We start from the raw sequence: 24,109 nt of genomic DNA, 5'->3' as shown, positions 1-24,109 counted from the left end.
CCTGGTCGCGGTTCCCGCTGTCTACGCAGGTAATGACTTCCTCCAGACCTTGATAAACGGCGGCAATCCCGCGAGCGATCCGCCTACATCAGCGCCGTCACCGGCGGGCTCCACAGCCTCTGGCTCCTCATCCCCGGCATCGCGATCCTCCGGGCCGAGTCGCACAATGGCACGCCATCGGATCCCGGTCGCTCCCGGATGGCACGTCCCTGAATACCGCAACGAACAAGGGCCCCTAGATGCCCTGTCGAGGGCGCTTGTGCACATCGCCGGGAGCTCCGGAGGACGGCCCTTTCCTGCGGAGCAGGTACCTGAGGACCACGGCCGCGATGATGCCGAACAAGGTGACCAGATTCACTTCGTCGAACGACAGGCCATCGATGTTGGGCTGAAGCTCCTCACCGGTGGCCCAGCCGAACCACACTTCGCTGACCAGAAGCCCCGCAATGAAGTACGCCCCCGCTGCGATGAGCCAAACCCACCGCATCGCCGTCCTGCCGATGATCAGATGAGCGACCATCCCGAACACGAGCGACATGCCGGCAAGGACCGTCAACCCCGCAAACCCCAGATCCCAACGCATCACGGCAACCTTCCTCCGAACCGATGCTGCCACCACTTCCCCACGCCTCACGCTAAGAGCGCGACCGCTAAAGAGGACAGAGGCCAAGGTCCTCGAAGCGCCTCTCAGGTGGGTATCGTACGGCCCGTCATGGTGGGCTCCAATGAAGTTGGCACAATCAGGCTCGGGTTTCTTGAGATCGGCACCGGGACACGGCTAAGAATTTGAAATGCGAGGTGGGCCAGGTTCTTTTTGAGCCTGGCCCACCTCTGCGCCGACCCATGTCCTGCGCCCGACTTTCGGGTTACCTGTTGCGATGGAGTATGCAGGAACATCGGCCGGCGGGCTCGGTTGGGGACAACCCTGGGTCGCGGGTACGACCTAGAGCGTCCTAGGGTCCTCAGCGTACATTTTCAACCTGATGCCCAAGGCGTCCGACATGTGGCGGGCGGCGATCTCCCCCGCGCGCTGCGGGTCCCGGGCCTCGACGGCGGCCAGCAGTTCGGCGTAGTCCGCCAGCACCACCGGCCACCTGCCCGGATAGGTCAGCGTGGTGAGCGTGTACCGACGTACCTGCTGATCCAGTCGTTCCAGCAGTCCGATGAGCGATGGGCTGTGCGTGGCGTGCCAAAGCTGGGCGTGGAAGGCTCTGTTGGTTTCCGCAAGCACCCGACCGTCGCCGGCATCCAATTGCCGCATCTGCAGCAGCAGCGCCCTGAGCAACTGGTGGTCCAAGGCGGTTGCCTTGACGGCGGCCTTCGCAGCGGCGGCCTGTTCCAGGACGATCCTCGACTCGTAGATGTCGATGATCTCCTCAGCCGAATGCGTGCGGACAACCACTGCTTTGCCGCGCCGTTCGACGAGCCCGTCCTGTTCCAACCGCTGGAGCGCCTCCCGCACGGGTGTTCTGGATGTGCCGTACCGCTCGGTGAGCTTGGCCTCCGTGAGCGGCTCGTCAGGAGCAAAGACACCGGCGAGAACATCTTCGCGAAGCCGCTGATGGATGGGACTGGCCACTTTTCCTCTTTTCCGTTGCTTGTCGGGACTGCAGCGTTGCCTTCTAGGCGATTGACCCTGCCCGGCGTCCGAAGACTGCACCTGCTGCAAGCCCGGAGCCACCGGGGTAGTTTCCGCTGAACAGGCCACCCAAGGCTTCACCGCAGGCGTAGAGCCCTTCAATCGGCCCCCCGTTCTCGCTCAGGACGCGGCCCCAGGTATCGGTCTTCAGGCCTCCGAAAGTGAAGGTGATGCCGCAGGTAACCGGGAAGGCGTAGAACGGGCCGGAGGCTATGCCGCGGGCCCAGTTGCTCTTCGGGGGCTGGGTGTCAGCGCGGCGTCCGTCTTTGACGTTGGGGTCGAACGGCGCACTCTCAATGATCGAATCATTGAAGTTCTGGACCGTCTCCTCCAGGCCCTCCGGGCTGATGCCGGCTTTCCGGGCCAGCTCGGCGAGAGTCGACGCGGTGACCACCGAAACGCCCGGCATGTCGTATTCCTCCGCCCGCAACATGGGACGGGAAGAGGCATCAAAGATCTGGAACGCGCTCGACCCAGGCTGGGCAAGGATGTCGCGACCGTACTTCGCGTAAGTGTAGTTGCGGTAGTCGGCTCCCTCGTCCACAAACCGCTTGCCCTCACTGTTCACCACGATGCCCAGCGGGTAACCGCCGCGGGTGAGCTGGTTGGTGAGTTCAAGGTTGCTCTCGTTCTCCGGGTGCCAGGCGTCCCAGGCCACGCTGTGGCAGGTGGACCAATCGCCTCCCCTGGCCGCCCCGGCATCGAGGCCGGCGAGGATCATCTCCCCCGTGTTGCCAGGCGTGCCGCGTACTTTCGCGTTCTGCCACCCCTCGCCCAGGTGCCGGCGCCGCAGCTCAGGCGAGGCTTCGAAACCTCCGGAAGCGATGATGACCGATTCAGCCCGGAGCTCGCCTTCTTCGGATGAGGTGCGGTAACGGACCCCGCACACGCGGCCGTCCTCCTGGATGAGTCCGGTGGCTGCGCAACCATAGATGACCTCCACGCCCATGCGTTCCGCCGCGGCCCGGTGGTCGGCTATGAGTCCTTTGCCGCCGCCCACGTTGCCCACGTGCAGTCCGCCCCAGAACAGATACCCTCCATCCTGGGTCCGGTACGCCTGGCGCTCATACATGAGGCGATATTTGAGTCCCATGCCCTGAAGCCAGCGCAAAGTCGGGTTGCTTTCGCTGACCAAGACCGCGGACAACTCGGGGTCGTTGCGCCCTTCAGAGACTTTGGACAGATCCGCAAGGTATTCGTCAGCGGTGTAGGCGGGGACTTCGCTGACGGCGTGCCGCTCATCAGGTTCCACAAATTCGGTGAGTTCCTCGAGCCCATCATGGGAGATGCGGGTGGCGCCGGCGGTGAAGAAGCTGTTGCCGCCCAATGCGGCTTCCTGGGCCTTTTCCAGCAGGACGACTTTGCGTCCGCGCTCGGCGGCTGCAAGTGCTGCCGCAAATCCGGCGTTGCCGCCGCCAACCACCAAAACGTCGCTTCTGATCATCATCCATCTCCTCAGCTCCATCGCTGTACACGATTGTATACATACGTATGCCGACCTGTGTAATAGGGAATGACGATAGGACCTCAAGGCGTGCAGGGTCAGTAGAGGTCCGGGACTTGGAGACTACCCCAGAGATGGCTGATTTCCCGCCCGTCGATGTATATCTGGATCCGGATGTTCTTTGCCTCATCCATGTGTGCGCTAGCGATTCGGCCGGCTTCCTCGGCGTTCCGCGCGCGGATGGCGACCAGCAGCTCCTCATGCTCCTTCAGCACATGGTCCCACCGCTTCCTGGTGGAAAGCGTGGTGCCGGGGTAGCGGATGAAATGCACCAGGATCCGGTCCAACAGGTCAAGGTGAGCTGCACTGTGGCTTGCCGCCCAGATGCGTTCATGGAACGTGCGGTTCGCTGCGGCCAGTTCGGCTGGAGTGGCAAAGATCGGGCTGCTCATGGCGGCCCGCGGACAGTGGGAGGACCAGCAGGCCATACCCCGGGAGTGGACCTGGGAAAGCCTGGCCACCCACGTCAGGCGCGAAGACATGGCGCCCGCTACCGGTTTTGGTGACTGCGACTACGGCTACCTTTGGTGGCTGCCCCGGGAAAAGGGCCCGGAGTGGGAGGGTGCGTTCCTGGCAGCGGGCAACTACGGCCAGTTCCTGCTGGTCCTGCCGGCAGCCGGCAGCGTCATCGCTCACCGAGCACTCGTTGACCGGCCCTTGGCCCGGTAAGCAACAGGGGAAGAACGTTGCACGACGCCGGCCCCTCCTTTGTCAGGAGGGCTGGCCCTTGGCGATGGACCGGAACACCTTCGTTGCCTGCTGTGCAGGGGGGCTGAGACGTCGGTTTGCAAGATGGGCAAGGAGGATCCGCCGCTTTGGGGAACCGGCGAGCGGGACCGCGACGACATCGGGGCGCAGAGCGGTCAGTGCCAGCCTGGGTGCCAGGGCAATACCAATGCCTGCTGCCACCATGCCCTGCGTCTCCTGGTAATCGTTGGCTGCAAAGGCTATCTGCGGCTCGAACCCTGCGTCACGGCACACACGGCGAAGGACGTCAGCCACTGGGTGTTCGTCGCGCACAACCCATTCCTGGTCACTCAGCGTGTCGATGCGGACTGACCGGTGACCCGCAATGGGATGCGCTCTGGGTACGAGCAGCACGGTTGGATCGCTCATCAGCTTGACCAGGGTCAAATCAGGATCGTCGATTTGCTGCCAGGGATAGTCCCAGAGCAGCGTGAGCTCAATTTCCCGCCGCCGCAACCGTTCCAGCAGGCCGTCCCGACGGGCGCTGACAACGGTGACTGCCACTTCGGGGTGGCGGGCGCGGAACGCAAGCACAACGTCCGGCATTAAGGAGGCTCCGCCGGTGGGGAAGGTACCGAGGCGCAACTGACCCCGCCGAAGGCCCGCGAACTCCCCCATCTCAGCATGGGCAGCTTCAACGGTCCTATCTATGTCGTCGGCGTAGTGCAGGAGGGCGTGTCCCGCCTCCGTCAGGACCACGCCCCGCGGATGCCGCTCGATAAGGACAACGCCCATCTCCTGCTCGAGTTTGGCTATCTGCTGCGAGACGGCGGACGTCGTGAAGGACAGGGCTGCAGCAGCGGAGGTCAACGAACCGGAACGGCCCACCTCCCGAAGCACATGAAGCCGATGGAGATCAAGGATTGCCATGCCTCGAGTTTAGCAAAAGTAGATAGTCGTCGATTTTCTTGTGATTGTGCTGAAGCCAACGATGACGGATCGTAGAAGCACAAGGTGCTGTGAACTAGAGCACCTGCGATTTACGAGGGAGAAATACCGTGGTACTGCGAGGACATTGGTACCGGGGCGGCACGAGCAAATGCTGGCTCTTTGACGCCAAGGACGTGACCCTCCATGCACCCACCCGCGAAGACATTCCGGCCCTGCTGTCAGCCGCCTTCGGCGCGGCAGATGCGCGACAGCTGGACGGAGTGGGCGGCGGAACGTCCACCACGTCAAAGGCCGCAGTCATCTGGGCAACCCCTGATGCCGACGCAGATCTTGACTATCTCTTCGCGCAGGTCGGGATCGGTGACCCAACGGTTGAGCTGGGGTCAAACTGCGGCAACTGCGCAACGGCAATTGCACTGTTCGCGGTGCAGGCAGGCGTGATCGCCGCCCAGGACGGCATGACGAAGGTCCGCATGCGCCACGTCACCTCCGGAGCAGTACTTACCGGAACGGTACCCACTCCCGGGGGCCGCATTCCCAAGTCGGGTTTGGCCAGGGTTCCGGGCAGCAGTGCAGCGGGTGTTCCCGTTAATCTCTCCTTCCACGGTCCTTGGGGAAAGAGCACGGGGGCGCTCCTGCCTACCGGCAACACAGTGGACCAGCTCGAGGTGAACGGAAGGACGCTCAGCGCAACGCTGGTGGACGCCGGCGCCCCTGCCGTGTTCCTTTCTGCCGACGAGGCCGGCGTCGGACTTTCCTCGATGATCGACGACCTCGCCGGGCACCTGCCCGACCTCATTGCGGCACGGGCATCGGCCGGCCTCATGATGGGGTTGCGGAAGCCTGAGGATCCGCCGCAGAATGCTGTGCCTAAAGTTGGCGTTGTGGCACCGGCCGGCGACTACATCGCCGCGGACGGAACAACAATCAGCGCGGACAGCCACGACGTACGGGTGCGGATGCTGTCGATGCTCGCGCCCCACCCCGCAATCGGCCTGACGTCAGCCGTGGCAGTTGCCCTTGCGGCCTCGCTGCAGTCATCGGTGGTAGCCAGCGCTGCAGGCCAGTCACCCTCCACCAGCGCGGGAAGTCCGCGCGTGCTGCGGATAGGGACGCCTGCCGGCGTGATCACCGCCGACATCATCTCCGATAACACCGGCACCGTCAGCGAAGTGGCACTCCACCGGGCGGCCCGGCACATCGCCACTGCAGATATCGACGTGGCCCCCGCCACTGAGCTGTCCGCCTAATCCCATTTTCTTTGCCCCATCATTAATGGGGCCGCACCAAGCAGGAAGTTGTTCAATGAAGATCAAATCCATCCTCGGACACCTTTATGTCCAGGTACTTGTCGGGGTTGCCGTGGGCGTTGTTGTGGGCGCACTGTGGCCGGACCTCGGTGCGTCCCTCAAGCCCATCGGCGACGGCTTCGTCAAACTCGTGAAGTTCATGATCGCGCCCATCGTGTTCTGCACCATCGTCGGTGGGATCACATCCCTGCGGGACACCAGGAAGGTGGGCCCGACTCTGGCGCGCTCGTTGGGCCTCTTCTACGCGCTGACGGCACTCGCCCTGGCCCTGGGCCTGGCCGCTGTGATGCTGTTCCAGCCGGGAGCGGGCATGCACATCGACCCCACCCACCTTGACTCCTCGGTGGCCGAGAAGTACACCACCCAACTGCCCAGCAGTAATCCGGTGGACTTCATCCTGAGCATCATTCCCACCACGTTCGTCGGCGCTTTCGCCGACGGTGAAGTCCTGCCCGTGCTTGTCATTGCGTTGCTGTGCGGCTTCGCCTTCAGCAAGCTCGGCGCGCCGGGCCAGCTGGCACTGAACGTGGTCAACAGCTTCAACAAGCTGCTCTTCATCATGTTTGGTTACATCATGAAGGTCGCTCCCCTGGGCGCCTTCGGTGCCATGGCTTTCACGGTTGGCAAGTATGGGACCCACTCCATCGGAAACCTCGGCATGCTGATCCTTGCCTTCTACGCCGCCTGCATCGTCTTCGTGGTGGTTGGCCTCGGTGTTCTGGCAAAGGTGACGGGTTTCAGCCTGTGGCAGATCCTGCGCTACTTCAAGGACGAATTCCTGATCGTCCTCGCCACGTCATCCAGTGAACCCGTCCTGCCGCGCCTGCTGTCCAAGCTCGAACGGATCGGATGCGACCGCAGTGTCGTAGGCCTTGTGGTCCCTACTGGCTACTCCTTCAACCTCACCGGCACGGCCATCTACCTCACGCTCGCGTCCATGTTCATCGCCCAGGCCTGCGACATCCACCTCAGCTGGGGCCAGATCCTGCTGATGCTCGGCATGATGCTGCTCACTTCCAAGGGCGCGGCGGGCGTCACCGGAAGCGGCTTCGTGGCCTTGGTGGCGACACTGACGGTAATGCCCACCCTCCCGGTCGCCGGCGTGGCCCTCATCGTTGGCATCGACCGTTTCATGAGCGAGGCACGGGCCCTCACCAGCACGGTCTGCAATATCGTCTCCTGCGTTGCAATTGCCAAGTGGCAGGGTGAGCTGGACATGGTCAAGCTCCGCTCCGAACTCCAGGCCGGCTTCGTGCCGACCGAGGCAGAAAAGGTACAGCTCACCGAGCCGGCCATGGCGCACTAGGCCCCGGCGCAAGGAGCACAAACGGAAGGGCTCACGGGCAGTGGATATAGACGGCAAAGGCAACGGATTCCTCCGCAGCCGCTCCCCTGCAATACCCGTCCACAACTGGTCCACGTTGTCCCGTTCGGACGAAGTCGAAGTACGCCGCAACGGCCGTTTCATCGCTGCCGGCCGGATCGATATGCTCGCCCTTGACGGCAGCATGGTCTGGATCCTCAAAGAGCAGGGAAACGACCGCGCACTCTTCCTGCGCAGTGACGGCATCAACCTTTACAGGCGCGCAGGAAAGGGAACACGACCGCTGAGCCCAAGCCCTGGCCAAGCGAAAACCTGATCACAGCACCCGCATGGATCATGAGTTTGGCGGCCCTCAGCGGGGCGCTGCACCTCCGCAGAACGCCGCAGCAGCTCCACGCCCCTGGCCTGGAACTAATCGGACAAGGTCACCAAGCCAATGCACAAGGAAACCGAAATGACTGAACTGCAGGCAAGCCAGGATATCGACGAAGACTGCGACGCGGGCAACTGCTTCTACTGCTGCGGCCCCGAAACAGACTGAGAACGACCGCGGAGCAGATCGAGGACGTCGTAGGAGCGACGGTGGAGTTCACGCCAGTCTGACTCGGAGCCTGCCGGAAGGGTGGTGCAGCGTTCAGCTGTCACGGTGCCGCTGTTGGCCGGTTCCGGCGCCGCTCCCTCAGGGGGCGATGATGATGTCCGCGGCCCCTGCGGCGCAGAGAACCGGAGTACTTCGCAGAGCCCAGGCCGTCAGCGCCGTTGGTTTTCGCTGGTGTCGGATTCGCTGATGCCGGATCCTGAGTCATTGCCCACGGGTTGTTCGCGGCGGCATGTCAGTTCTCCTTGGCGGCCGTAGTTTCTGGCGTGGAGCGCTGGGCGTGCCGGGCAGCGATGATGTCGATGCCAAAGGCGTAACCGCTCACTCCTGCCCCGGCGATAACGGCGGCGGCCACGGGCGAGACGAAGGAGTGATGGCGGAAGCTTTCGCGGGTGTGCGGGTTGCTGATGTGGACCTCGACGACGTCCAACTCGGATGCCTTGATGGCGTCGTGCAGCGCGACGGAGGTGTGTGTCAGGCCGGCGGGGTTGATAACGCAGCCAACGTTGTCGGTGCGGCCACGGTGCAGGGCGTCGATGAGGTCACCCTCGTGGTTGCTTTGCAGGAAGTCGACTTCGAATCCGTGGATGGCGGCGCGAGCGCGGACCAGGTTTTCCACATCGGCGATCGAGTCGCTGCCGTAGATCTCCGGTTCGCGGGTGCCGAGCATGTTCAGGTTGGGTCCGTTCAGGACCAGGACACGGTTGGTCATGGGGGGCTGCTTTCTTGCTCGAGGCCTAAAGGGTTTGGTGTTTCATGAAGGTTCCAGGGCCTGTGCGACGAGCGTGCGGGCGGCGGAGATGCTGCTGCGGGCCGCGGCGGTGGAATCGAGCGCACGGAATTCCGGATAGTTGACTTCCACGCACCACGGCCCGGTGAAGCCTGCGGTGCGGACGGCACGGACGAAGCCTGCGCCGTCGAGGTCACCGTCGCCGGGCAACCGGCGGGTTGAGCGTGCATTGGCCAGGAAATCTTCGTGGACGCGGTATCCGCCGTTGAGCTGGACAGCCGTGATCGGCCCCATCTCCCCTTTGGCGATCCCGTCAGTGCTGCAGTCTGTGTTGAAGGCATGCCACGTGTCAGCCAGCGCTCCCCCGGTGCCCGCAATAGCCTGGATTTCGCGGACCAGGCCGTAGTCCCGGATCTTTGACCACGCGAAGGCCTCGACGGCGGGCGCGTAGCCGGTACCGGCCACGAACGCGGCTAGTTCGGCGAGTCCGCGGCCGGCAAGCTGCGGATCCGCTGCCGGTCCGGCGCCGAACTCCCCGACACTCACGTGATGTCCGCCGACAGTGTTGGTGGCCAGATGCCCCGCCACTTCACCGACAAGGTCAGCGGCTTTGGCGACGGCGGGGTTGCCGGGTCCGTCGCACCAGCCCCCCATGAACTCGATTTCGACGACGTCCAGCCCGGTTCCGCGCAGAACTCCGGACATGTGGGCCAGCACCGCCGAGGGGTCGTCCGTGCCGAGTTCGTTCCAGTCCGGGTCGGAGAGTTCGTTCAGGTGCAGGCCGATGCCGGCGTAGCCGGCATCGGCTGCTGCCTGAACCCGGTCGGTGAACGTATGCCGGGGCGGTTGCCCGAAGCCGCTCCCGGACAGGGTGAAGAAGCTCGCTACGAAGCAGTCGGCGTCGGGTCCGTTCTGGCGCGTTGTCACTGCTCAGCCGACCTGCGCGGGCGTGGGCAAGTAGGGCGGGGTGGCGTATTCCTTGAAGCTGGGCGGGGTGGCCAGACCCCACGCTGTGCTGCGCCCGCCGGTTTCGGTGTCCCAGGTGACCGGTTCCCAGTCCGGAGAGTAGATGTGGATGCCTCCGGAAAACACCTCGATCCGGTTGCCGCCGGGTTCGATGACGTAGAGGAAGAACCCTTGGGTGCGGGAGTGCTTGGCGGGGCCGAAATCGATCGGCACTCCGTTCTCCATGAAGATGTCGGCTGCCTTGAGCACGTCTTCGCGGCTTTCGACGGCGTAGGCCAGGTGGTGCAGCCGGCCTAACGTGGGGTAGGGCTCCCGGGTCAGGGCAAGGTCGTGCGCCTTGGTCATGACCGAGAGCCAGGCCCCGATTTCCTGCTCTGTACCGGCCGGGACCAGACGCTCCCGCAATTTGAAGCCGAGGGCTTCCTGCGCGAAGGCGCTGGCCTGGCCGACGTCCGGCACCAGCAGGTTGATGTGGTCCAGGTGGGCAGCTGCCACGCCGCGGGGATCGTATTTTTGGGGCTGGTTGGGCAAGTAAGGCTTCTGTCCCACGGCGGCGAGGAACTTTTCCGTTTCGAAGTAGATCTCCTGAAGGTGCCCGCCGGGACCGCGGTACTGGTAGGCGGCGCCGTGCCCGACGTCCCCGTCAATCCACTGGCCTTCGATACCCTTGGCCTCGAGGGCGGCCACCCTGCGGCGCAGTGCCTGAGGGCTGGTGCAGCGCCACGCCACGTGTCCGGGCCCGGGTTGCGCCGCGGCGGTCACCTTCAGCGATGTGAGCACATCGTCGTTCCACGCCCGCAGGTAGACGGAGTCAGCCGTCTCCTCCACGGTGTAGAGCCCGTAGACCCTGGTGAAGAAATCGGCCGTGGCTTGGAGGTCCGGGCTGAGGATTTCCACGTGCCCCAGTTGGGCGACGTCGTAGACCGGTTCTTTGTATGTGTCCTCTCCGGGGTCAGTGAGCCGTTCGGCGTGGTGCGAGATGTCAACCATGGTGCTCCTTTGCACGCGGCGGCCCGGCGGGGCCGCCCGGTGTTTCTGTGGATGGATCAGCTGCGGGTGTCAGCGTGGCGCGGCAGTTGCGCCCAGACCGGCCTCGTTTTTCTGCTCAAGCTCCGCGATTCCGTCCAGGATCGCCGGGGCATGGTTGGCCACGGACAGCCCGCCAAAAAGGTAGGCGAGATCGAGGGTGGCCTGGAGTTCGTCCCAGCTGGCGCCGGCCCGGCGGGCTGCCAGGCCATGGAGCTTGGCCGCGTCGCGCAGGTTGACGGCCAGGACCGCGAAGAGGATCAGCTGGACTGTCTTTTGGTCGAGCTTGTCCGTGTAGCAGATCAGGTTCCGGACCTGCTCCTCGGCGAGCAGCAGCTCGGGGTTGGTGTCCCGGAGCCGGTCGAAACGGGCCTGGATGCGCGGGGGTACGAAGCCCATCAGTTCGCGGTAGGTGTCCAGGAATTCATCGATCTGCCGGTTCTGGCCTTCGGTAGCGGTCATGGCCGTCTCTCTCTTTTCCGTCGTGTGTGTCTGGGTCGTGCCGTGGCGCCGGTTCAGGCGCCGGTGACCGTCAGTGTTCCCAGCGTGGTGAACTCTGCGGTGATCTGTTCACCCGGGCGGACAAAGACGGCGTCGGTCAGTCCTCCGGTCAGCACGATGGCTCCGGCCTCGATGCTTTCTCCGCGCTCCGCGAGGGCGTTGGCCGCCAGGGCCAGGGCTTCTCCGGGGTGTCCTTGGACGGCGGCCCCGGTGGCGGTGGCCACCACGGTGCCGTTGACGGACAGGACCACGGCTTCGAGGGCGAGGTCAAGGCCGGCGGGCTGGGTGCCGTCTGCTCCGATGAAGAGCCGTGAGGATGAGGCGTTGTCCGCCACCACGTCCGGGAGCGTGAATTTGAAGTCGGTGTAGCGGCTGTCGATGACCTCAAAGCCGGCGTGGACGCTTTGAACGGCGGCCATGGCAGTTGCGGCCGTCACGCCGGGTCCGGCGAGGCGTTCCTTCATCACGAAAACGATTTCCGGTTCGATCTTTGGGTGGATGAGTTCGTCCATCGGGATGGGAACCCCGGCTTCCAGGACCATCTTGTCGGTGATCACGGCGGTGAGGGGTGAATCGATGCCCATCTGCTGTTGCTTCGCCCTGGCCGTCAGGCCGAGCTTGACGCCGATGACGCGCTCTCCGCCCGCTACCTTGAGGTCGATCAGCCTACGCTGGACGCGGTACGCGGCGTCGAGATCAAGCTCGGGGTATTCGTCGGTGATCTTTCCGCCGTCGCTCCGGTCCAGTTCCCGTTTGTACAGCACGTCCGCGACACGCTCTTCGGTCCAGGCCCTGCCCTCTGCGGACGGTGAGGTGGGTTCGTTGCTCATGCGGGGACTCTTTCGTTGTGTTCGGCTGCCTGGCGCTGCAGACCCGCCAGTTCGATGGCGACGTCGATGATCATGTCCTCCTGCCCGCCGACGTAGCCGGCTTCGCCGACCCGGCGGAGGATCTGGTAGGCGGGAACTCCATAACGGGCTGCTGCCCGTTCCGCGTGCAACAGGAAGGAGTTGTACACACCGTAGCGCCCCTGGACGATCGAGGAGCGGTCCATCACCGGCATGCGCGTCACGATCGGGGCCAGGACTTCTTCGGCGGCGGCGAGGGCCGCTTCGACGTCAACGCCGGTGGGGATGCCCATGGCGTCCAGGACAGTGACCAGAACTTCGGTTGGGGTGTTGCCGGCACCGGCGCCGAGGGCACGGAGCGTTCCGTCGATGCTGCGCGCCCCGGAACGGTAGGCTTCCACCGAGTTCGCTATACCCATGGACAGGTTCTGGTGTCCGTGGAAGCCCACCATGGCGTCGTCGCCCAGTTCCTGGACCAGTGCATCGACCCTGGTCCGGACGCCGTCGGGAAGCAGCGCCCCCGCGGAGTCCACGACATACACACACTGGCAGCCGGCGTCGGCCATGATCCGGGCCTGCTTGGCCAGCTGGGCGGGCTCTGTGCGGTGGGACAGCATGAGGAACCCGGCTGTTTCCATGCCCAGGTCCCGGGCAGCCCGGAAATGCTGGACGCTGACATCGGCCTCCGTCGAGTGGGTGGCGACCCGTGCCATGCCTGCCCCGGCGGCGCGGGCTTCACGGAGATCGTTGACGGTACCGAGTCCGGGAAGCAGCAGGACGGCGATCTTCGCATCGGTGACGGCTTCGGCGGCTGCGGCTACCAGTTCGATGTCCCGGACCGCGGAGAAGCCGTAATTGAAGGAGGACCCGGCGAGCCCGTCACCGTGGGTGACTTCAATGATGGGTACCCCGGCATTGTCCAGTGCCTTTGAGATGTCGGTGACCTGTTGGACGGTGAAGCTGTGGCTGACGGCGTGGCTGCCGTCGCGCAGGGTGGTGTCGATAATACGGACGGGCGGGTTGCCGGTGCCGGGAAGGTTGTTGGACGTCATTTCGCAGCCACCTGTACTTTCTGGTTCGTGGCGACTTTCTGGTTCGTGGCGGCCGGTTTCGCGAGAGCCCAGGCCAGTGCAAGTTGTTCGCCGGCACGCGCTGCGGCGGCGGTCATGATGTCGAGGTTGCCCGCCCATGGCGGGAGATAGTCGCCGTTGCCGGTGACTTCGAGGAAGACGGCAACCCGTCCGTTGCCATCCCAGTCCGGGCGCGGGTCATCGAACTGGGGCTCGGATTTGAGCCGGTAGCCCGGGACGTACTGCTGTACTTCGGCGACCATCCGGTGGATGGATTCGGTGATGGCTTCGTGGTCCGCGTCAGGTCTGATGGCGGCAAAGACGGTGTCACGCATGACCATCGGCGGCTCCACGGGGTTCAGGATGATGATGGCCTTGCCCCTTGCGGCGCCGCCCACCGACTGGAGGGCGTGCGAAGTGGTTTCGGTGAATTCGTCGATGTTCGCCCGGGTTCCGGGACCGGCGGAGCGGGAGGAGATGGAGGCGACGATTTCGGCGTATGGCACCGGTGTGACCCTGGAGACGGCAGCAACGATGGGAATGGTGGCCTGGCCGCCGCAGGTGATCATGTTGACGTTCGGGGTGGTACCGCCGTCGGCATCCAAGTGCTCATCGAGGTTTACTGCCGGGCATACGAAGGGGCCAACGGCGGCGGGCGTGAGGTCGACGGCGGCGATTCCGGCTTCCCGGTACCGCGGGGCGTTCGCTCCGTGGGCCTTGGCGCTGGTCGCTTCGAAGACGACGTCGGGCAGGATGTCCTGGTCGAGGAGCCAGTCGACTCCCCCGGCGCTGGCTTCGACGCCGAGCTCGCGTGCCCTGCGCAGCCCGTCCGACGCGGGATCGACGCCGATCATGTAGCGGACGTCGAGGGTGTCGCTGCGCTGGAGCTTGACGAGCAAGTCGGTGCCGATGTTTCCCGGGCCGACAATGGCCGCGATGGGACGTGGACGGTGGTCCATGGGGTTACTCCTGTGGCTTGTTGGTGGTGTCGGTGGCGAAGTTCGCGGTGACGGTGCCCAGACCGCCGGCGAAGGTGGCCGAGATCGTGTCTCCGGGCGCGGCCGCGACGGCGCCCGTCATGGAGCCGGGAAGAACAACGGAGCCGGCCTCGAGGGTTACGCCGAGGGGGCCCAGGGTATTTGCGAGCCAGGCGAGTGCGTTCAGCGGTGAGCCGAGCACCGCACCGCCCGCGCCGGTGGCAACGAGCTCACCGTTCCGGGACATGTTCACCCCCGTGGTCCGCAGGTCCAGGTCGGTTGGCCGCACCGGCCGTGAACCGAGGACGACGCCCCCGGAGGATGCGTTGTCCGCGATGGTGTCCGCGAGCTTGATCTTCCAGTCGGTGATCCGCGAATCGATGATTTCCAGTGCGCCCACAACGTAGTCGATGGCACTGAGGGCTTCGGCAGTGGTGACGCCGGGGCCGGTCAGGGGCTTCCCCAGCACGAACGCGAACTCCGGCTCGACCCGGGGGTTGATGAACCGGCCTGCCCGGATGGGATCCGTGTCCGCGAAGAACATGTCGTCCATCAGGTGCCCGAAATCGGGCTGGTCCACGCCAAGCTGCACTTGCATGGCCCGGGAGGTGAGGCCGACTTTATGGCCCTTGACGGTACGGCCTTCGGCCTTCCAGGCATGGACCTGTGCCAACTGGATGCCGTAGGCACCTTCAACCCCCAGGTCGGGAGCGGTGTCGGTGAGGGGGGCAATGGTCTGACGGGTGCGGTGGGCCTCAAGGAGTGCCTGCGCGGCGTCGTTGTCGCGGGTGCTGCTGGTCATGCCTTCTCCGTCGGTCGTGGTGCTGCGGCCTGGTCGGCCGGTGAATGGAACGAACACTTGGAATACTGCCGGTTGCTGCCCCATACTCCAACCATGTGTCCCACTGAACGAAACGTCCCCGAGTCCATGATCGGAAGGGTCTCGCTGGTGCTGGGTGCCTTCGGCCCCGACGACGAAGACCTGGGAATCTCCGAGATCGCCCGGCGGACGGGCCTGGCGAAAGCAACGGTTTCGCGGATCGCACGGGAACTTATCGAGTATGAGTTTCTTGAGCGTCGCGGCACGTCGGTCCGGCTGGGCCTGCGGATCTTCGAACTCGGATCTGTCACCCGCCGCCCCAAGGACCTCCGCCGTTTGGCGTTGGCGACGATGGCTGACCTGCGCCAGGCGACTGGCCACACCGTGCACCTGGCAGTGCGGGAAGGCCGGGAAGTGGTCTACATCGAGATCCTCCGGGGCCGCGACGGCGTTCAGCTGCCCTCGCGGGTGGGCGGGCGCATGCCGGCGCACGCCACGGGTGTCGGCAAGGCCCTTTTGGCCCATGCGGACCCCGCGGCCGTGGAGGTGATCCTTGGTGGTCAGCTGGAGCAGATGGGCCCGCGCACGTTCACCTCCGCCAAGGACCTGCGGGTGGAACTGGAGTCGGTGCGCACCCACGGTGTGGCCTATGAACAGGAGGAGTCGGCCCCGGGTGTGTGCTGCGCGGCCAGCGCCATCCTGCGCGAGAATGGTGAGCCGTTGGCCGCCATCAGCGTCTCCGGGCCGCTCGGCGTCGTTCAGCTGGAAAGGGTGGCGCCCGCTGTTCAGGCGGCCACCATGGGCCTCAACCGCCTGATTCGAAACAACACGATGCTGAAGGGAATCTGAGGTCTCCGGCTCCGTCGGAAAAGAGCTGCGGCCCCGCCCCGAACGTGAAGTCCGGGGCGGGGCCGCAAATATTCAGGTGACTCTCACGGGTTAGGCGCCGACCTTGATCCGCTCCGCTCGGGCGGCCTTCAGGTCCACCCTGCGGGGGTCCTTCTTCCCAAGGTCTTCCAGCGGGACATTGAAGGTTTCGCGGCTAAGGAGGACGGCGACGGCGGCAATGGAGGAAGCCACGGCGACGAAGATCGCGATCGGCAGCCAGCCCATTTCGCCCTTGCCCACGACCGCTGCGGCAATCGATGGCGCGAAGCCGGTCAGCACCACGCCCAGCTGGGTGGAGACCGCCACGCCCGAATAGCGCACCCTGGCGGCGAACTGCTCCGGGTAGAAGGAGGGCCAGATGGCGTTGTAGCAGCTGTAGAACAGGGAGGTGATGGTGAACTGGCCCAGGAAGATCAGCCATCCGTTGCCGGACGTCAGTGTGCTGAGCCAGAAGAAGGAGCTGATGGTGCATCCGACCGCAGCGGTTATCAGAACAGGCTTGCGGCCGATCCGGTCTGACAGCATGGCGGCGAGCGGCTGGACGATGAGGGCACCGAGGTTCGCGCCGATGACCACCCACAGCATGGTGCTGGAGGAAACCACGTTGGCGTGCCCGTATTCCGGCTTGGACGCGTAGGCCACGCCGAAGGTTGCGGTGACGGAGCTGACCACGCCGAGGCTGGTGCAGCCGATGACACGGATGATGTCGCGCCACTGGTCGCGGAACAGTGCCTTGATGGGCAGCCCCTCAACCTTGTGACTTTCTTCGAGGTCGGTGAAGATCGGCGCGTCATCGAGCGTGCGGCGGACAATGAACGCGATGACTACCAGGATGGCGCTGAGCAGGAAGGGTACCCGCCAGCCCCAGCTGTACAGCTGTTCGGGCGGGAGGGCCGCGAAGGGAAGGAACACGAGGTTGGCCAGGATCAGGCCTGCCTGTGTGCCGTTGAGGGTCCAGCTGGCGAAGAATGCCCGCCGGCCCATCGGCGCGTGTTCGATGGTCAGCGAGCTGGCACCGCTCTGCTCGCCCGCCGCGGACAAACCCTGGCAAAGCCGCAGGAAGACCAGCAGCCCGGGGGCCCACAGACCAATGGAGTTGTAGTCCGGCAGGACGCCGATGAGGAAAGTGGAAATCCCCATCAGGAGGAGGCAGAACACCATGACTTTCTGGCGTCCCAACTTGTCACCGTAGTGACCGAGGAAGAAGGCACCGACGGGTCGCGCCACGTAGGCCACGCCGAAGGTGGCCAGCGCGAGCAGTGTTCCGGTGGCCGGGTCGGCGGCGGTGAAGAAGACCTTGTTCAGCACCAGGGTCGCCATGACGCCGTAGATGAAAAAGTCGTAGTACTCCACCATCGAGCCCAGGAAGGACGCGAGGGCTGCTTTGACGGGGGTTGGGGCGTGGCCGGGCGACGGCGCCTGGCCTTTTACCGAGATGGTCATTTCGGGGCTCATTTCTCTAGATCGGAACTGCGTTGTTCTGCGTCAATTAGCGAAAGAAAAATGCGGCGCATGCGCTGCGGGTCCGGTTCGCGGCCGGTGAAGAGCCTGAAGGCCTCGGCACCCTGGTGGACGCACATGCGTCCCCCGTCCAGCGTCCTGCACCCCATGGCATCAGCTTTGGCGAGCAGCTCGGTGCGCAGCGGCCGGTACACGACGTCGCTCACCCACTGGCTGGGGCTGAGCAGGCCGACATCAAAGGAGGTTCCCGGGTGGGCGGCCATGCCCAGAGGCGTGGCATTGACGACGCCGTCAGCAGAATGGATGGCTTGCCGTAGCTGGCCGCCGTCTGCCACGCGGACCACGTCCCGGTCCGCAGCTGCGTTAAGCGTGACCGCCAGGAGATGGGCCCGCTCCGGGAACAGATCACTGATTGTCAGGCGCTCCACACCGGAGCGGACAAGCGCCAAGGCCACGGCCGCACCGGCGCCGCCGACGCCGAGCTGCACCACATGCTCGCGCGGAGCGTCCCCCAGGCCTTCTGCCAGGCCCCGCTGGAATCCCAGATGATCCGTATTGTGGCCGGTCATCCGGCCGTCGCCCTCAAAGACCACGGTGTTCACCGAGCGCAGGATCCGGGCGTCATCGGAGACCTCATCCAGCAACCCGAGGACGGCCTGCTTGTACGGATGCGTGATGTTCAGCCCGTTGAAGCCCAAGAGCCGGGCGTGGTGGAGCAAGCTCTTCAAATCCGCGGCTCCCAGTCCCAGGCTGGGAAAGTCAATCGCGCGGTAGACCAGGCGTATCCCATGAAACTCAGCCTCCCGCTCATGCATCGGCGGGCTCAGCGAAGGCAGGACTCCGTCACCGATGAGCCCGACCAGATAGGCCGGCCGGCGCAGGTCCGCTATCGACGGGCTGTCCAAGGCGGCTGGCTCCTCCGCCGGATTTTCGCGGACCAGCCGTTCAGACCGCAACGTCAACCCGGGTTTCGCGGGGTCCGGTTTTGGTCAGCGTCCGCTGGGGGTTCCCTCTTCGCATCGTTGCGACTCCTTCCATTTGCCGTTGCGCGCATGCTCGGCAACGGCCTAGGAGATAGTGGCAGGGTTCACACTGCAGAAGGAACGCACTGTTCCAGTGAGCGGTACGTAATTGCGAGACTTGCTAAGCCGGGAGCCAGCAAAAAGAGGCTTTAGCTGACCCGCCAGCCGGGCAGCAGCCACCACGGAATCACGAAAAAGCACATAAAAGCCGGACACCGCTATGACGGCCGTTCCAAGAACTGCCCCGACAGGGACGGAATCCTGACCCGGCGGCACTCCTGAGCTCCAGCATGGGTTCCTGCCCGTCGAAGTCCCTGCAGCAGAAGGCGCCGCCGAGGCCCTCGAGGCCTGTCGCTCCACCGCAGCCGGCCCTGTCCCTGGCGTCATCCTCTGCATGGACGCCTTCGGCCTGCGTCCCCGAATCCAGGACCCGGCCCAGCGCATTGCCGACTGGCCTTGCGCGCACGCAGGTGCACACTCCAAGCAGCAACCACCGGGGAATACACCGCAAACTACTGCTCCCCTGTCTACCTCGCAGGCAGAAGCCAGATGGCGTACCTGGACGCAAACCGCGAACTACCGCGGGCCATGGCCGAGACAATGCTCCGCATCCTCGTGAAGGAAGTCGAGGCACGCGGCATCACCGCCCTTCTGACCACACGCCTCGGGCTCGGAGTCCACGGCACGGTGCCCCGAATGGGAAGACTCCGAGGCCGGACTCGCGAGACTTGCTTTCGAACGTGCCACCCTTGACCGGACGGGCCATAAGGCCTATCTGGCAGCTACGTCGTGATCATTCCCCCGTAAATCAATCCGAAACCCTCAAAGTCAAGGCCTTAAGGCGAAAGCAGCTTTACATCCAACTCGCGCTCGACGCCGAGGCGCACGAACGGTTCAGGGCGCTGTTCGGGAGCGGTAGAAGCGCGCGTGCCAGCGCATTGACGAACCTTGCCTTCACCCTGAACCAGCCCGATCATGAATACGCCGAGATCCATGGCGGGTACGTCCAGTGAATTACTCGCGGGATCGAATTAGTGGTGTTCGGAAAGTCCGGCCGACTGGCGGTCGACCGCGCCAACGGGTCGATAGTATTCAAGCCCGGCACTTGCGCTCACGAGTGCCCGGAGCTCGGGCAGGCCTCCCGTCACGGCCCCGACCGCCCGGGCCTGGACCAGCACGTTCCCGAGCGCCGTGGCTTCCACGGGGCCAGCGACAACCTCCTTGCCGGTAGCATTTGCGGTGAGCTGGCACAGCAGCCTGTTCTGCGAACCGCCGCCCACGATGTGGACCACCGACGTTTGTTTGCCGGACAACTCTTCGGCGCGCGCCAGGGTCCTCGCGTAGGCTGCCGCGAGGCTGTCCAGGATGCAGCGCACCACGGCGGCCGGCCGCTCCGGGAGGACGGCACCGCTGGCGCGCGCCGCAGCCCGGATGCGGTCCGGCATGTTGTCGGGAGCGATGAAGGCCGGATCGTCGGCATTGATTTGGGGTCCGTCGGCGGGAAGTGCCGCCGCGGACTCCAGGAGCGCTGCGAGTTCCTGTGGGTGCCGTTCGGCGGCCCAGGTGCGTTGGCATTCGCTGAGCAACCATAGGCCGCCCACGTTGCGCAGGTACCTGATGGTTCCGTCGACCCCCCGCTCGTTGGTGAAGTTGGCTAGGCGGCTTGACTCGTCCAGGACCGGGCGCTCCAACTCAACGCCCACGAGGGACCACGTGCCGGAGGAAATGTAGGCGAACTCTTTCTGCCGGGCAGGCACGGCCGCAACGGCCGAGGCGGTGTCGTGCGATCCCACGGCGACGACTGTCGCCTCCGTTTCTAGGCCCGTCAGGGCCGCGATCTCCGGCAGTAGCGTGCCCACGGTTTCGCCTGGCTGGATGATGGCCGGGAACAGGCCTTTGGACAGACCGAGTGGCTTGAAGAATTCGGTGGCCCACTCCCCCGCGATGGCGTCAAAAAGCCCAGTGGTGGAGGCATTGGTGGCCTCGGTACGGCGTTGCCCGGTGAGTTTGAATGCGATCAAGTCCGGGATGAGCAACGCTTGGACGCCGCGCAGTTCACGTTCGGTTGCAAGCTGGTAGAGCGTGTTGAACTGCAGGAATTGCAGGCCGGTCGTGGCATACAGCCGTGCAGGATTTAGCTCCTTGTGGACGTCCGCAACGGCCGTGCGTCCGCGCTCGTCGCGGTAGCTGAACGGCTGCGTTCGCAGGGCGCCTGAGGCATCCACGAGTCCGTAGTCGACGGCCCAGGTGTCGATTCCGATACTCGCGATCCGCTCCCCGCTTGCGGCGGCCGTTTCCGCGGCCGCCGCAAGTCCCTTGAGCACCTCGGCGAAAAGGGCGTCGAAATCCCAGTGGAAGCCGCCGTCGAGCTCTACTACGCCGTTGGGGAAACGGTGGACGGGCTCAAGGGAAACGCCGGTCGCAGTGGAGACGCGTCCGAGCATGACACGGCCGGAGGACGCCCCGATGTCGACGGCGACGAAAACGCCGGGGGCAGAAATCACGCTGTCGGTCCCGGTGTGCGCGGTGCTCATCGTAGGAAGGCTGCCGCGACGCCGGCGTCCACGGGGATGTGCAGGCCGGTGGTGTGGGAGAGTTCGTTGCTGGTCAGCACGGCGGCGGCGTTGGCGACGTGTTCGGGCAGGACCTCGCGCTTGAGCAGGGTGCGCTGGGCGTAGTACTTGCCCAGTTCCTGCTCCTCGACGCCGTAGACAGCGGCGCGCTTGGCGCCCCAGCCGCCGGCGAAGATGCCCGAGCCGCGGACCACGCCGTCGGGGTTGATGCCGTTGACGCGGATGCCGTGGTCACCCAGTTCCGCGGCGAGGAGGCGGACCTGGTGGGCCTGGTCGGCTTTGGTGGCGGAGTAGGCGATGTTGTTCGGGCCGGCGAAGACGGAGTTCTTGGAGGAGATGTAGATGATGTCTCCACCCAGGCCCTGCTCGATCATGACCTTCGCTGCGGCCTTGGAGACCAGGAAGGAGCCCTTGGCCATGACGTTGTGCTGGAGGTCCCAGTCCGTCTCGGTGGTTTCCAGCAGCGGCTTGGAGATGGACAGGCCGGCGTTGTTGACCACCAGGTCCAGGCCACCGAAGGCGATCACGGCTTCGGCGATGGCGGCGTTGATCTGGGCCTCGTCGGTCACGTCGGCCTGGACGCCGATGGCGACGTCGGCACCGCCCAGTTCCTCGGCGACGGCTTGGGCGTTCTCAAGGTTCAGGTCGGCTATGACGACGCACGCGCCGTCGGCCGCCAGACGGGTGGCGATCGCCTTGCCGATGCCCGACGCCGCGCCGGTCACCAGCGCGATGCGGGTGGCGTGGGACTTCGGCTTGGGCATCCGGGTGAGCTTGGCTTCCTCGAGGGCCCAATACTCGATCCGGAACTTCTCGGACTCCTCGATCGGGCTGTACGTGGAGATCGCCTCGGCACCGCGCATGACGTTGATCGCGTTAAGGTAGAACTCCCCGGCCACGCGGGCGGTCTGCTTGTCTTTGCCATAGGAGAACATGCCCACGCCCGGGACCAGCACGATCGCGGGGTCCGCGCCGCGCAGGGCCGGGGAATCGGCGTCGGCGTGGCGGTCGTAGTACGCCTGGTAATCGACCCGGTATTCGGCGTGCAGTTCTTTCAAGCGATTGACGGAGTCCTCAACAGAGGCGTCGGCGGGCAGGTCCAGGACAAGGGGCTTGACCTTGGTGCGCAGGAAATGGTCTGGGCAGGACGTGCCCATCGCACCGAGCCGCGGGTGTTCTGCCGAGGCGAGGAAGTCGAGCACGACGGCGTCATCGCTGAAGTGCCCCAGCTGCGGCTTGTCTGTGGAGGCCAGGCCGCGGATCACGGGTGCCAGCGCTGCTGCTTTCGCGCGGCGCTCGGCCTCGGGAAGGGCGCCATAACCCGGGAGTGCCCGGCCGAAGGGCTCGGCCTTGCCGTTGTCCTTGATGTAGGTCTCGGCGGCGTCGATGATCCACAGCGAGTTGGCCTCGGCCTCTTCGCTCGTGGCGCCCCAGGCGGTGATGCCGTGCCCGCCCAGGACGGTGCCGATGGCCTGCGGGTTGGCGTCCTTGATCGCGGCGATGTCCAGTCCCAGCTGGAACCCGGGCCGGCGCCAGGGCACCCAGACCACCTTGTCGCCGAAGATCTTGGCGGTCAGCGCTTCGCCGTCCGCGGCGGTGGCCACGGCGATGCCCGAGTCCGGGTGCAGGTGGTCCACGTGGGCCGCATCCACCAGCCCGTGCATGGCGGTATCGATCGAGGGTGCCGCGCCGCCCAAGCCGAACAGGCAGTAATCGAACGCAGCCACCATTTCGTCTTCACGCTCGACGCCGGGGTAAACATCCTTGAGTGCCTGGAACCGGTCCAGCCGCAACACCGCAAGGTTTTCGGCCTTCAGGGTGCCCAGGTCACCGCCGGAACCCTTCACCCACAGGAGTTCGATGTCCTCGCCCGTGACTGGGTCCTTCGCGCTGCCCTTCGCCGACGTGTTGCCACCAGCGAAGTTCGTGTTCCGCTTGTCCGCGCCGAGGCGGTTTGAACGGGTGATCAATTCTTCAACAGTCTTGTTTGTGCTCATGGCTCTTAGGCGCCCCATCCGGCTTGCTGGCCGCCTGCGCGGTCCTCGTTGATCTTCTTCTGGTAGCCGCTGGCCTTGTAGGCAGCGATCGGGTCGGCGGGCAGGCCGCGGGATTCGCGCCACTCGGCCAGGGCAGGACGGACATCGGTGTAGAAGGCATCATTGAAAATGCCGTTGGCAGCCAGGACATCCCCAGCACGCTGGGCCTCGGTCAAGGCGGCGGTGTCCACGAGCAGGGCGCGGGCGGTCATTTCCTGGACGTTGAGTACAGAACGGATCTGGCCCGGAATCTTCTCCTCCAGATTGTGGCACTGGTCCAACATCAACGCGACGCCGGACTCTTTGCCGAACCCACCGCCACGGATTACCTCGTGCATGATGCGGAACAACTGGAACGGATCCGCCGCGCCCACTATCAGGTCATCGTCGGCGTAGAAACGGGAGTTGAAATCGAACGAACCTAGCTTGCCAAGCCGCAGCAGCTGCATCACGATGAACTCGATGTTCGTCCCCGGGGCATGATGGCCGGTGTCCAGGCAGACAAAGGCCTTCTCCCCCAGGGCGAGCGTCTGCGCGTAGGAAGTACCCCAGTCCGGAACGTCGGTGTGGTAAAAAGCTGGCTCGAAGAACTTGTACTCCAGCACCAGACGCTGGTTCTCGCCGAGCGCCGCGTAAATCTCACGTAGGGATTCCGCGAGGCGGTCCTGGCGGCCGCGCATGTCGTCCTGGCCCGGGTAGTTGGTGCCGTCAGCCAGCCAGATCTTCAGGTCCCGCGAACCCGTGGCGTCCATGATCCCGATGCAGTCCAGGTGGTGCTCGATCGCCCGACGTCGGACGGCGGCGTCCGAGGCGGTCAGGGAGCCGAACTTGTACTCATCATCCTGGAACGTATTCGAGTTGATCGTGCCCAAGCCAACACCCAGGCTGGCGGCGTACGAGCGGAGTTCGGAGTAGTCCTCCACCTTGTCCCACGGGATGTGCAGCGCAACAGTCGGCGCCAGACCTGTGAGCTCGTGAACCTTGGCCGCGTCGGCGATCTTCTCCTGTACGGTACGCGGTGTGCCCGGGGTGCCGAAGACCTTGAACCGGGTCCCCGAATTCCCATAGGCCCAGGACGGCACTTCGATGGCCAGTTTTCCCAAGCGGCCCAGTGCCGATTCTGCAGTGTTCATGCTTCTTCCTTCTGGTGGGTGGTACCGTTGCTGGCCGCAGCCAGT

Annotated in this window: 23 protein-coding genes; 4 read left to right on the top strand and 19 right to left on the bottom strand. The window is 65.0% G+C overall.

All coding sequences use genetic code 11. The features are described 5' to 3' along the window. Positions 1–235: 235 nt before the first annotated feature. The 4 genes from DWV11_RS04240 to DWV11_RS04225 all read right to left on the bottom strand — a co-directional run bounded on the left by DWV11_RS04240 (position 236) and on the right by DWV11_RS04225 (position 3,535). Positions 236–583, bottom strand: coding sequence for a hypothetical protein (locus tag DWV11_RS04240; protein WP_115787643.1), 348 nt, complete (start codon positions 581–583; stop codon positions 236–238). Between the two features lie 360 nt (positions 584–943). Then, positions 944–1,579 (bottom strand): GntR family transcriptional regulator, encoded by a 636-nt coding sequence (locus tag DWV11_RS04235; RefSeq protein ID WP_115787642.1) that lies wholly within the window; start codon positions 1,577–1,579, stop codon positions 944–946. Positions 1,580–1,622: 43 nt separating this feature from the next. After that, positions 1,623–3,086, bottom strand: a complete 1,464-nt coding sequence (gene tcuA, locus DWV11_RS04230; RefSeq protein WP_115787641.1) for an FAD-dependent tricarballylate dehydrogenase TcuA — start codon at positions 3,084–3,086, stop codon at positions 1,623–1,625. 95 nt (positions 3,087–3,181) lie between these two features. Continuing rightward, positions 3,182–3,535, bottom strand: coding sequence for an FCD domain-containing protein (locus DWV11_RS04225; protein WP_245953424.1), 354 nt, complete (start codon positions 3,533–3,535; stop codon positions 3,182–3,184). On the opposite strand from DWV11_RS04225, the gene DWV11_RS04220 reads away from it, so the two are divergent. Then, the gene (locus DWV11_RS04220; protein ID WP_245953423.1) at positions 3,534–3,812 is read left to right on the top strand and encodes a serine hydrolase domain-containing protein; all 279 of its coding nucleotides are present in this window, start codon (positions 3,534–3,536) and stop codon (positions 3,810–3,812) included. The two genes, DWV11_RS04225 and DWV11_RS04220, sit on opposite strands and share 2 nt — an antisense overlap. A gap of 42 nt (positions 3,813–3,854) precedes the next feature. Here DWV11_RS04220 and DWV11_RS04215 read toward each other — a convergent pair whose 3' ends face one another. After that, positions 3,855–4,760: a LysR family transcriptional regulator gene (locus DWV11_RS04215; protein WP_115787640.1), complete on the bottom strand. Its 906-nt coding sequence runs from the start codon at positions 4,758–4,760 to the stop codon at positions 3,855–3,857. Positions 4,761–4,888: 128 nt separating this feature from the next. On the opposite strand from DWV11_RS04215, the gene DWV11_RS04210 reads away from it, so the two are divergent. Continuing rightward, positions 4,889–6,031, top strand: a complete 1,143-nt coding sequence (locus DWV11_RS04210; RefSeq protein ID WP_115787639.1) for a PrpF domain-containing protein — start codon at positions 4,889–4,891, stop codon at positions 6,029–6,031. Between the two features lie 55 nt (positions 6,032–6,086). After that, on the top strand, positions 6,087–7,397 hold the full coding sequence (dctA, locus tag DWV11_RS04205) for a C4-dicarboxylate transporter DctA (protein WP_115787638.1): 1,311 nt from the start codon (positions 6,087–6,089) through the stop codon (positions 7,395–7,397). Between the two features lie 851 nt (positions 7,398–8,248). Here dctA and DWV11_RS04195 read toward each other — a convergent pair. From DWV11_RS04195 to DWV11_RS04160, 8 genes are all read right to left on the bottom strand, one after another. Further along, positions 8,249–8,725 carry a type II 3-dehydroquinate dehydratase gene (locus DWV11_RS04195; RefSeq protein ID WP_115787636.1) on the bottom strand — a complete coding sequence of 159 codons (477 nt, stop codon included), beginning with the start codon at positions 8,723–8,725 and terminating at the stop codon, positions 8,249–8,251. Between the two features lie 42 nt (positions 8,726–8,767). Continuing rightward, entirely contained in the window at positions 8,768–9,670 is a 903-nt protein-coding gene (locus DWV11_RS04190; RefSeq protein WP_115787635.1) for a sugar phosphate isomerase/epimerase family protein, read from the bottom strand. 3 nt (positions 9,671–9,673) lie between these two features. Next, positions 9,674–10,699, bottom strand: a complete 1,026-nt coding sequence (locus tag DWV11_RS04185) for a VOC family protein (RefSeq protein ID WP_115787634.1) — start codon at positions 10,697–10,699, stop codon at positions 9,674–9,676. A gap of 69 nt (positions 10,700–10,768) precedes the next feature. Further along, positions 10,769–11,197 carry a carboxymuconolactone decarboxylase family protein gene (locus DWV11_RS04180; protein WP_115787633.1) on the bottom strand — a complete coding sequence of 143 codons (429 nt, stop codon included), beginning with the start codon at positions 11,195–11,197 and terminating at the stop codon, positions 10,769–10,771. Positions 11,198–11,250: 53 nt separating this feature from the next. Next, positions 11,251–12,066, bottom strand: a complete 816-nt coding sequence (locus DWV11_RS04175) for a 2-keto-4-pentenoate hydratase (RefSeq protein ID WP_115787632.1) — start codon at positions 12,064–12,066, stop codon at positions 11,251–11,253. Continuing rightward, entirely contained in the window at positions 12,063–13,136 is a 1,074-nt protein-coding gene (gene dmpG, locus DWV11_RS04170; protein ID WP_115787631.1) for a 4-hydroxy-2-oxovalerate aldolase, read from the bottom strand. The genes DWV11_RS04175 and dmpG overlap by 4 nt, the downstream gene beginning before the upstream one ends. Continuing rightward, a complete protein-coding gene (locus DWV11_RS04165) occupies positions 13,133–14,113 on the bottom strand; it encodes an acetaldehyde dehydrogenase (acetylating) (RefSeq protein ID WP_115787630.1) in 981 nt (326 codons plus the stop codon). Before DWV11_RS04165 ends, dmpG begins: the two co-directional genes overlap by 4 nt. Before the next feature lie 4 nt (positions 14,114–14,117). Next, a complete protein-coding gene (locus DWV11_RS04160; RefSeq protein WP_115787629.1) occupies positions 14,118–14,933 on the bottom strand; it encodes a 2-keto-4-pentenoate hydratase in 816 nt (271 codons plus the stop codon). A 93-nt stretch (positions 14,934–15,026) separates the two neighbouring features. On the opposite strand from DWV11_RS04160, the gene DWV11_RS04155 reads away from it, so the two are divergent. Then, positions 15,027–15,800 (top strand): IclR family transcriptional regulator, encoded by a 774-nt coding sequence (locus DWV11_RS04155; protein WP_115787628.1) that lies wholly within the window; start codon positions 15,027–15,029, stop codon positions 15,798–15,800. A 90-nt stretch (positions 15,801–15,890) separates the two neighbouring features. On the opposite strand, the gene DWV11_RS04150 is transcribed toward DWV11_RS04155, so the two are convergent. The 6 genes from DWV11_RS04150 to rhaI all read right to left on the bottom strand — a co-directional run bounded on the left by DWV11_RS04150 (position 15,891) and on the right by rhaI (position 24,064). Beyond that, on the bottom strand, positions 15,891–17,282 hold the full coding sequence (locus DWV11_RS04150) for an MFS transporter (RefSeq protein WP_115787627.1): 1,392 nt from the start codon (positions 17,280–17,282) through the stop codon (positions 15,891–15,893). Positions 17,283–17,290: 8 nt separating this feature from the next. Beyond that, positions 17,291–18,205, bottom strand: a complete 915-nt coding sequence (locus DWV11_RS04145; protein WP_342767706.1) for a shikimate dehydrogenase — start codon at positions 18,203–18,205, stop codon at positions 17,291–17,293. A gap of 953 nt (positions 18,206–19,158) precedes the next feature. Then, positions 19,159–19,317 (bottom strand): hypothetical protein, encoded by a 159-nt coding sequence (locus tag DWV11_RS20030; RefSeq protein ID WP_168404568.1) that lies wholly within the window; start codon positions 19,315–19,317, stop codon positions 19,159–19,161. Positions 19,318–19,353: 36 nt separating this feature from the next. Next, positions 19,354–20,856, bottom strand: coding sequence for a rhamnulokinase (locus DWV11_RS04135; protein ID WP_115787626.1), 1,503 nt, complete (start codon positions 20,854–20,856; stop codon positions 19,354–19,356). Beyond that, positions 20,853–22,892, bottom strand: a complete 2,040-nt coding sequence (locus DWV11_RS04130; protein ID WP_168404566.1) for a bifunctional aldolase/short-chain dehydrogenase — start codon at positions 22,890–22,892, stop codon at positions 20,853–20,855. Before DWV11_RS04130 ends, DWV11_RS04135 begins: the two co-directional genes overlap by 4 nt. A 5-nt stretch (positions 22,893–22,897) precedes the next feature. Then, positions 22,898–24,064 carry an L-rhamnose isomerase gene (rhaI, locus tag DWV11_RS04125; RefSeq protein WP_115787624.1) on the bottom strand — a complete coding sequence of 389 codons (1,167 nt, stop codon included), beginning with the start codon at positions 24,062–24,064 and terminating at the stop codon, positions 22,898–22,900. Positions 24,065–24,109 lie beyond the last annotated feature (45 nt).

Source organism: Arthrobacter silvisoli, assembly GCF_003369445.1.
In the GTDB taxonomy this organism is placed as follows: domain Bacteria; phylum Actinomycetota; class Actinomycetes; order Actinomycetales; family Micrococcaceae; genus Arthrobacter; species Arthrobacter silvisoli.
Note: the sequence above shows the minus strand (reverse complement) of the source record. Positions and strands in the feature narration are given on the sequence as shown.

What these genes read in the sequence shown, in the direction of transcription:
- DWV11_RS04240 (WP_115787643.1), bottom strand. Translation starts at nt 583, where the DNA reads ATGCGTTGGGATCTGGGGTTTGCGGGGTTGACGGTCCTTGCCGGCATG.
- tcuA (WP_115787641.1), bottom strand. Translation starts at nt 3,086, where the DNA reads ATGATGATCAGAAGCGACGTTTTGGTGGTTGGCGGCGGCAACGCCGGA.
- DWV11_RS04220 (WP_245953423.1), top strand. Translation starts at nt 3,534, where the DNA reads ATGGCGGCCCGCGGACAGTGGGAGGACCAGCAGGCCATACCCCGGGAG.
- DWV11_RS04225 (WP_245953424.1), bottom strand. Translation starts at nt 3,535, where the DNA reads ATGAGCAGCCCGATCTTTGCCACTCCAGCCGAACTGGCCGCAGCGAAC.
- DWV11_RS04215 (WP_115787640.1), bottom strand. Translation starts at nt 4,760, where the DNA reads ATGGCAATCCTTGATCTCCATCGGCTTCATGTGCTTCGGGAGGTGGGC.
- dctA (WP_115787638.1), top strand. Translation starts at nt 6,087, where the DNA reads ATGAAGATCAAATCCATCCTCGGACACCTTTATGTCCAGGTACTTGTC.
- DWV11_RS04195 (WP_115787636.1), bottom strand. Translation starts at nt 8,725, where the DNA reads ATGACCAACCGTGTCCTGGTCCTGAACGGACCCAACCTGAACATGCTC.
- DWV11_RS04185 (WP_115787634.1), bottom strand. Translation starts at nt 10,699, where the DNA reads ATGGTTGACATCTCGCACCACGCCGAACGGCTCACTGACCCCGGAGAG.
- DWV11_RS04180 (WP_115787633.1), bottom strand. Translation starts at nt 11,197, where the DNA reads ATGACCGCTACCGAAGGCCAGAACCGGCAGATCGATGAATTCCTGGAC.
- DWV11_RS04175 (WP_115787632.1), bottom strand. Translation starts at nt 12,066, where the DNA reads ATGAGCAACGAACCCACCTCACCGTCCGCAGAGGGCAGGGCCTGGACC.
- dmpG (WP_115787631.1), bottom strand. Translation starts at nt 13,136, where the DNA reads ATGACGTCCAACAACCTTCCCGGCACCGGCAACCCGCCCGTCCGTATT.
- DWV11_RS04165 (WP_115787630.1), bottom strand. Translation starts at nt 14,113, where the DNA reads ATGGACCACCGTCCACGTCCCATCGCGGCCATTGTCGGCCCGGGAAAC.
- DWV11_RS04160 (WP_115787629.1), bottom strand. Translation starts at nt 14,933, where the DNA reads ATGACCAGCAGCACCCGCGACAACGACGCCGCGCAGGCACTCCTTGAG.
- DWV11_RS04155 (WP_115787628.1), top strand. Translation starts at nt 15,027, where the DNA reads ATGTGTCCCACTGAACGAAACGTCCCCGAGTCCATGATCGGAAGGGTC.
- DWV11_RS04150 (WP_115787627.1), bottom strand. Translation starts at nt 17,282, where the DNA reads ATGACCATCTCGGTAAAAGGCCAGGCGCCGTCGCCCGGCCACGCCCCA.
- DWV11_RS20030 (WP_168404568.1), bottom strand. Translation starts at nt 19,317, where the DNA reads ATGGATCTCGGCGTATTCATGATCGGGCTGGTTCAGGGTGAAGGCAAG.
- DWV11_RS04135 (WP_115787626.1), bottom strand. Translation starts at nt 20,856, where the DNA reads ATGAGCACCGCGCACACCGGGACCGACAGCGTGATTTCTGCCCCCGGC.
- DWV11_RS04130 (WP_168404566.1), bottom strand. Translation starts at nt 22,892, where the DNA reads ATGAGCACAAACAAGACTGTTGAAGAATTGATCACCCGTTCAAACCGC.
- rhaI (WP_115787624.1), bottom strand. Translation starts at nt 24,064, where the DNA reads ATGAACACTGCAGAATCGGCACTGGGCCGCTTGGGAAAACTGGCCATC.